The sequence below is a fragment of the Streptomyces sp. genome (assembly GCF_031181555.1).
In the GTDB taxonomy this organism is placed as follows: domain Bacteria; phylum Actinomycetota; class Actinomycetes; order Streptomycetales; family Streptomycetaceae; genus Streptomyces; species Streptomyces fimbriatus.
In genome coordinates this window covers 4269-11280 of the sequence record NZ_JAPSKQ010000185.1, presented here as the reverse complement: position 1 = coordinate 11280, position 7012 = coordinate 4269, and the positions used below count along the sequence as shown (strand labels likewise).

Genomic DNA, 7012 nt, shown 5'->3' with positions numbered 1-7012 from the left:
CCAAGGCCGAGGACACCAAGGACGAGGCCGCCGAGGCCCCGGCCGAGGAGTCCAAGGACGCCTGAGGCACTGCTTCGCGCTGAGCGGGTCCGCCCTTTGCGGGGCGGGCCCGCTTCCGCGTTCCTGAGAGGATCTGTACGTGAGTGACGAAGTACAGCCCGGGTTCGTACGCATCCGCCTCGACCTGTCCTACGACGGCGCCGACTTCCACGGCTGGGCCAAGCAGGCCGGGGGCCGGCGGACCGTGCAGGGGGAGGTCGAGGACGCGCTGCGGACCGTCACGCGGTCCGGGACGACGACGTACGAGCTGACCGTGGCCGGACGCACCGACGCCGGGGTGCACGCGCGGGGACAGGTGGCGCATGTGGACCTGCCCGCCGGGGTGTGGGCGGAGCACAAGGGGAAGCTGCTGAAGCGGCTCGCCGGGCGGCTGCCGAAGGACGTACGGGTGTGGGCCCTGCGGGAGGCGCCGGCCGGTTTCAACGCCCGGTTCTCCGCGATCTGGCGGCGCTACGCCTACCGCGTCACCGACAACCCGGGCGGGGTGGACCCGCTGCTGCGCGGGCACGTGCTGTGGCACGACTGGCCGCTCGACGTCGACGCGATGAACGAGGCCGCGCGGGGGCTGCTGGGGGAGCACGACTTCGCCGCGTACTGCAAGCGGCGGGAGGGCGCGACGACGATCCGTACGCTCCAGGAGCTGAGCCTGGTGCGGGGCGAGGACGGGATCATCACGGCGACCGTCCGGGCCGACGCCTTCTGCCACAACATGGTGCGCTCGCTGATCGGCGCGCTGCTGTTCGTCGGCGACGGCCACCGCCCGCCGGACTGGCCGGGCAAGGTGCTGGCGGCGCGGGTGCGGGACTCGGCCGTGCACGTCGTACGCCCGCACGGGCTGACCCTGGAGGAGGTCGGCTACCCGGCGGACGAGCTGCTGGCGGCGCGCAGCAAGGAGGCGCGCAACAGGCGGTCGCTGCCGGTGGCCGGCTGCTGCTGAGCCCGGCTGCGTCCGTCGTCAGTCCTCCGCCCACGTCGTGAGGAGGCCCGAGAGGCCCCGGACCGCCTCGTCCGCGTCGGGGCCGTCGCCCCGGGCGTCCGGCGCGAGCTCGACGTGGACGAACGTCGCGTGCAGGCGCTGCGCCTCCTTGCCCTGGACGTTCGTCCTGCCTTCCAGCCGGCAGCGGGCGGACCAGCCCCGGCAGACCCGCAGGCCGTCCGTCTCCAGACGGTCGGCCAGGGCGGCGACCTCGCCGGGGGCGCTCTGCGCGGCGCCGGTGGAGAGGATGGCGTCGTAGCGGTCCTCGGTGGACTCGGCGAACCCGTGCAGCTGGACGCCGGGCACGCCCCGCTTCTGCAGTTCCAGGACGGCGGCGTGGAACGCGCTGTCCTCGCGGTGGGCGACGTCGGCGGCGTCCGCGCGGCCGGCCCGGCGATGGGCCCCGGCCAGCACGAGCGCACCGCCCGGGTTCTCCTCCAGCAGGCGCACGCCGAGCTTCTCGGTGTGCCGGTCGGACACGGGGTGCGGCACCTGCGCGCTCCAGCTCAGGCGGGCGTCGGCGGTCACGTAGAGCCGTCCCCAGTGCTCACTGTCGCCCCGGCCGGTGGCCGCGACCTCGTCGTAGCGGCGGCCGGAGGCGGTGTCGGTGAGGCGGGTGACGCCGAGGCCGATCGGGGCCAGCAGCCGCTCGGCCTCCCGGGCGTCGCCGTCCAGCAGGCGTCCCACGCCCCGGGCCAGTCGCTCGCGCTGTTCGTCGTCCGGGGGCGTGTAGTCGCCGTCGGGGGTGAACTCCGCGGTGTAGTCGAGGATGCGGCTGCGCAGATCCACCAGTTCCCGGGACCGGGGCACGGCGTCCTCCCCGGACGGCTCGGACGCCGACTGGCATCCGGTCGGCATCAGCACCAAACAGATCAGAGCGAAAAAGCGAAGCAAACGTGACTGTCTTGTAATAGCGATGTAGGCGTTCGTTTTGGGGCTCATGTGACCATGGCTCGGTGACATTGCGTAAGTCTCTCCGTATGGGGCGGGTGGTGGCGACCCTGGCCGCGTTCGCCGGTCTGACCGCCGGGTGTGCCTCCGCACCCGCGGAGCCGCAGGTGAAGCCGGGGGGACGTGCGTTCACCGTAGCCGCCGCAGGTGACGTGCTGATCCACCCGGAGCTGGTCGAGCAGGCGGCCGAGGACGCCGAGAAGACCGGCGGGGGAGAGGCCGGGCTCGACTTCGGGCCGCTGTTCGCCGGGGTGAAGCCGGTCATCAGCAAGGCCGACCTGGCGATCTGTCACATGGAGACACCCGTCGGGAAGCCCGAGGGCCCCTTCCAGGGCTACCCGGAGTTCCTGGTCCCGCCGCAGGTCCTGACCGCCCTGAAGGACGTGGGGTACGACACCTGCTCGACGGCCTCCAACCACACCTTCGACCACGGGATGAAGGGCGTGCGGCGCACCCTGGACGTCATGGACGAGGTGGGCCTCGGGCACACCGGGTCGGCGCGCTCCGCCGAGGAGGCGGAGAAGATCAACATCCGCGAGGTCAACGGGGTCAAGGTCGCTCATCTCTCCTACTCGTGGGAGTCCTTCCTCAACCCGACGCCCGAGAAGCAGAGGTGGGCGTTCAACCGGCTCAGCACCGAAGAGATCAAGAAGGCCGAGACCCGGGCCCGGGACCAGGGCGCCGAAGTGGTCATCCTCTCGGCCCACTGGGGACTGGAGCACTACAACGAGCCGAGCGTGCCGCAGTTGCAGCTGGCGCAGCGGCTCACCGAGGAGACCGGCGTCGACCTCGTGATCGGCCACCACGCGCACGTGGTGCAGCCGATCCAGAAGGTGAACGGCACCTGGATCGCCTACAGCCTCGGCAACCAGGTCGCCCGGCACTCCTCGCCCAAGGGGACCACCGAAGAGGGGGCCATCGGCTGGTTCGAGTTCCGGGAGACGACCGAGGGCTGGGACGTCACCGCCCGCTACCGCACCACCCTGGTGGACATCCCGCCCGAGGCGGAGCCCGGGGAGGAGGTTCCTGAGGGGGCGGTCGTGGACCACCGGCTCGTGGACGTGCAGCAGGCGATCGACGAGCCGGGCGACCTGTCCGAGGAGCGGCTCGCCCGCTACCGACTGGCCGCCGACCGCACCCGCGGCTTCCTCTACAACCGGGGGGCGCCCGGCGGCGACGGCCTGAAGCAGCTCTCGCTGGATGAGGACGAGAGCTAGAGCACATTCCACGCCGGGGCCACAACCTTGGCAGCATTTATCAGTCTTTTGAGTGACGGCGTCGCACGGCCGCGGCAGCGGTGCGTCCAGCGGGCGTCGGCCCCCTTCGCAGCAACCAAGGATGAACACCGTGACAACGAGCCACGTCCCGCCTGCCGCGCAGGGGCGGCGGCGCAGCCGCAGACGGGCGGACATGCCGCTCCTGGGCGGCATCCGGCCCCCGATCGCGGTGCTGTGCGTGCTGGTCCTCGCCCTGGCCGGGCTCACCGCCAAGGTGCTCGGCCCCAGCGGCGAGCCGGTCGTACCGAAGGCGGTGCTGTCCTCGCAGCAGAACTTCGCCGAGGACGGTGCCATCGCGCTGCGCGCCTCGATCGACGAGCGGGTCACGGACCTGAACCGCACCGCGGCGGCGTTGAACGCGGGTGAGCCGGCCGAGCCGGAGCGTGTCCTGTCCGACCTGGGCAAGACCTACCAGAAGTGGACCGGCACCACGGTGCTGGACCTGAAGAGCGGGGACGTGCTCGCCGCCCGGGGCGAAAGAATTCCTCTCGCCTGGCTGGACGAGGACGTCCTCACCGGGGAGCACGCTCTCGCCCCGCGCATGGTCCGGCTGGAGACCGGTGACGTCCGGTTGATGACGATGGCCGTCCTCGACTTCAAGGACCGGCCGCAGCAACTGCTCATCGCCTCCAACAGCCTGTCCGTGCCCGCGATCAACCTGGGTCCGTTCCGCAGCATGGCGGTCGTGGCCCAGGGCGGCGAGGTTCTCGCCACGGCGGGCTTCGAGCAGTCCGAGGCGCTCAACTCCGACCAGGAGCGCAAGGAACTCACCTTCCTCCAGAAGCAGATGTCCCGCCTGTCCGAGCAGGCGGCCGAACGCACCGACCGGCACCCCGCCGGCGCCAGGGAGCCCGGCTCCCGCGGCTACCCCGGCGTCAGCGGCACCCTGATCGGCGACGATTACAACGGCCGGATCGCCACCGCCGGGTACGCCTCCCTCGCCCCCTCCGACCCGGAGGAGAAGGAGAGCGTCGCAGCCGGTCTCGGGCTCACGGTCGTGGCCCTGCTGCCCGTGATCCAGCAGCAGGGCACCGTCGGAGCGGACCGGGAACTGTTCGGGCTGATCGCGGCCGGCGCTCTGGTGTTGCTCGGCCTGCTGGCGGTCGCCGTGCTGTGGGTGAGCGTCCAGCGCCCGCTGCTGCGGTTGTTCCTGGAGTCGCGCCGACTGGCCCGGGGCGACCTGACCCGTCCCGTCCGCGTCCCCCGCTGGGGTGAGGCCGCCCGGATCGGCACGGCCCTGGAACGGCTGCGCGAGCAACTCGGCGGCCGGGACGGCGGGGCAGGCGGCGAGACCGGCGGCAAGGTCCGGCTGGGCCTGCGGGTGCCGCTCGTGGTGACCGCCGTCCTGCTGCTGCTGTGGTGCGTCCCGGTGGGCTGGCTGCTGAACCGCACCGACGGCTCGGTCAGCGTGCCCGCCACCATGGTCAACGACCAGCGCGACCGCACCGACCTGGTCGCCGACCGGGTCCGCCGGGCGCTGAACGAGGCCCAGGCCGACCTGGTCTCCACCTCCCGCCTGATCGACGCGGACGACCCCGGTGCCACCGGGGAGCTGCTGGCCGGTGCCCTGCGCGAGCACACCCGCTACCAGGCGCTGTACGTCGTCGACTCCCGCGGCGAGGTCGTCGCCCGGGCCGGCGGTGACCCGCACGCCTGGAGTGACGACAAGGACCTGCCTCTGGTCCGCGTGTCCGGCAAGGGGGAGCGCAAGCCCGTGATCCAGGCCGGGGCGCCCGTGCCGGAGCACAAGGGCACGACCCTGGTCGGCGAGATCCGGGTGGAGTTCCTCAACTCGCTGCTGAAGCGGCCCGGCCTCGGCGAGGTCCGGGTCGTCAACGCCGACGCCGAGACGCTCGCCGCCAGTGACGGCTTCCTCGCCTTCGAGGACCTGCCGAACGACGCCCTGCCCGACCTGGTGCGCGCGGGCAATGTGCGGGTCGGCGCCGGACCGGTCGAGAACGGCCTGCTCATCCGCGACGGCGGCAGCGTCACCGTTGCCGCCGCCGCGCCCTTCTCCGGCGGCGGCGTCGCGGCCGACCTCGGCTGGACCGTCGTCAGCTGGCAGAACGCCAAGCACTTCCAGATCACCCCGTACGAACGCGAGGACCGCAGCGTGCTCGCCGGCATGCTCGGCCTCGCCGCGATCGTCGTCTGCCTGGGATGGATCCACCTGGTCGTCGCCCGGCCGCTGCGGGCGCTGGCCGGCAGCGCCGAGAAGCTGGCCGACGGCGACCTGAAGACCGTGCTCTACCCGCGCTACCAGGACGAGGTCGGGGCCGTCGTCCGCAGCCTCGAACTGATCCGCCAGCAGCTCCAGGCCCGCCGACAGAACCAGGCACGCCGGTCCGCCGAGCCCCGGCTCGGTGCCGGAGGAAGGTGACCCGCCGTGCTCTACCTGTACTTCGTCCTGCTGATCGGCAGCCTGTTCCTGCTCGCCGCGGGCATCGTGGAGCAGCGCCGGCACTACGCCGCGCTGCACTCCATCCCCTCCCGGGTGCTGGTCAACGGCATCCGCGGCAAGTCCTCCATCACCCGGCTGTGCGCGGGCGCGCTGCGCGGCGGTGACCTGGTCACCGTCGCCAAGACGACGGGCACGGCGGCGCGCTTCATCCACCCCGACGCCACCGAGGAGCCGGTCTACCGCAAGTTCGGCATCGCCAACGTCGTCGAGCAGATCGGCATCGTCCGCCGGGCCGCCACCTACCGCCCCGACGCCCTCGTCATCGAGTGCATGGCGGTCATGCCGGCCCTGCAGGAGGTCAACCAGAGCAAGCTGATCCGCTCCACGATCGGCGTGCTGTGCAACGTCCGCGAGGACCACCTCGCGGAGATGGGCCCCACCCTCGACGACGTGGCCCGCTCGCTGTGCCGCTCGATGCCGGAGAACGGCATCTGCGTGACCGCCGAGAAGGAGCGCTTCCACATCCTCCAGGAGGAGGCCGACGCCCGGAACTGCCAGTTGATCTACGCCGACCCGGAGACGGTCACCGACGAGGAACTGCGCGGCTTCAGCTGGTTCACCTTCAAGGAGAACGTCGCCATCGCCCTGGTCGTCGCCGACCTGCTCGGCGTCGAGCGCGAGGTCGCCCTGCAGGGCATGTACGACGCCCCGCCGGACCCCGGTGTGCTGTCCGTGGAGCGGTACGTCACCCACGAGGGCAAGCGGCTCGCCTTCGCCAACGTCTTCGCGGCCAACGACCCCGAGTCGACGCTGATGAACATCAACCAGCTGCTCGACCTCGGCGCCATCCGCCGTCCGCTGAACGTGGTGATCAACTGCCGCCCGGACCGCGTCGAGCGCAACGGCCAGATGGGCGAGATCATCCCCGACCTCCAGCCGGACAACGTCTTCGTCATCGGTCACCCCTCCAAGAGCGCCATCGACGCCATCCCCGCCCAGTGGCGGGAGCGGGCCGTCGACCTGGGCGGTGAGAAGCGGTCCGCCGAGGAGTTCATGCCGGCCCTGCTCGACCGCATGTCCGACGGCTCCTCCCTGGTCGCCATCGGCAACATCCACGGCCAGGGCGAGGAACTGCTGGAGTACCTGGCGGAGCTGCCGGCCGACGAGAGCGACGACGGCCGGACCGCACCGGGCCCGGCCGCCGTTCCCGCCCCGGCCCAGGCCCCGCGCCTGGACCCGTACGCCTCCTACCCCACGGCCCACGAGGAGCGCTACCAGGCCTCCCGGACGCAGGAGATCCCGGTGCTGCGCGTCCCGGCCCAGCCGACCGGCCCGTACCAGCAGCAG

The 7012-nt window shown here is 72.1% G+C and carries 5 protein-coding genes; 4 read left to right on the top strand and 1 reads right to left on the bottom strand.

Features of this window, described 5'->3' with window-relative positions; all coding sequences use genetic code 11:
* Positions 1–139 precede the first annotated feature (139 nt).
* Entirely contained in the window at positions 140–997 is an 858-nt protein-coding gene (gene truA / locus RIM90_RS27150) for a tRNA pseudouridine(38-40) synthase TruA (protein ID WP_309063386.1), read from the top strand.
* 18 nt (positions 998–1015) lie between these two features.
* On the opposite strand, the gene RIM90_RS27145 is transcribed toward truA, so the two are convergent.
* Positions 1016–1999 (bottom strand): hypothetical protein, encoded by a 984-nt coding sequence (locus RIM90_RS27145; RefSeq protein WP_375165573.1) that lies wholly within the window; start codon positions 1997–1999, stop codon positions 1016–1018.
* A 17-nt stretch (positions 2000–2016) separates the two neighbouring features.
* Between RIM90_RS27145 and RIM90_RS27140 the strand changes: the two genes are divergently transcribed.
* The 3 genes from RIM90_RS27140 to pgsB form a co-directional block, all read left to right on the top strand.
* Positions 2017–3204, top strand: a complete 1188-nt coding sequence (locus RIM90_RS27140; RefSeq protein ID WP_309063385.1) for a CapA family protein — start codon at positions 2017–2019, stop codon at positions 3202–3204.
* A gap of 193 nt (positions 3205–3397) precedes the next feature.
* Entirely contained in the window at positions 3398–5644 is a 2247-nt protein-coding gene (locus RIM90_RS27135; protein ID WP_309063387.1) for a HAMP domain-containing protein, read from the top strand.
* A gap of 6 nt (positions 5645–5650) precedes the next feature.
* A partial coding sequence (gene pgsB, locus RIM90_RS27130; protein ID WP_309063384.1) for a poly-gamma-glutamate synthase PgsB occupies positions 5651–7012 on the top strand: 1362 nt, incomplete at its 3' end.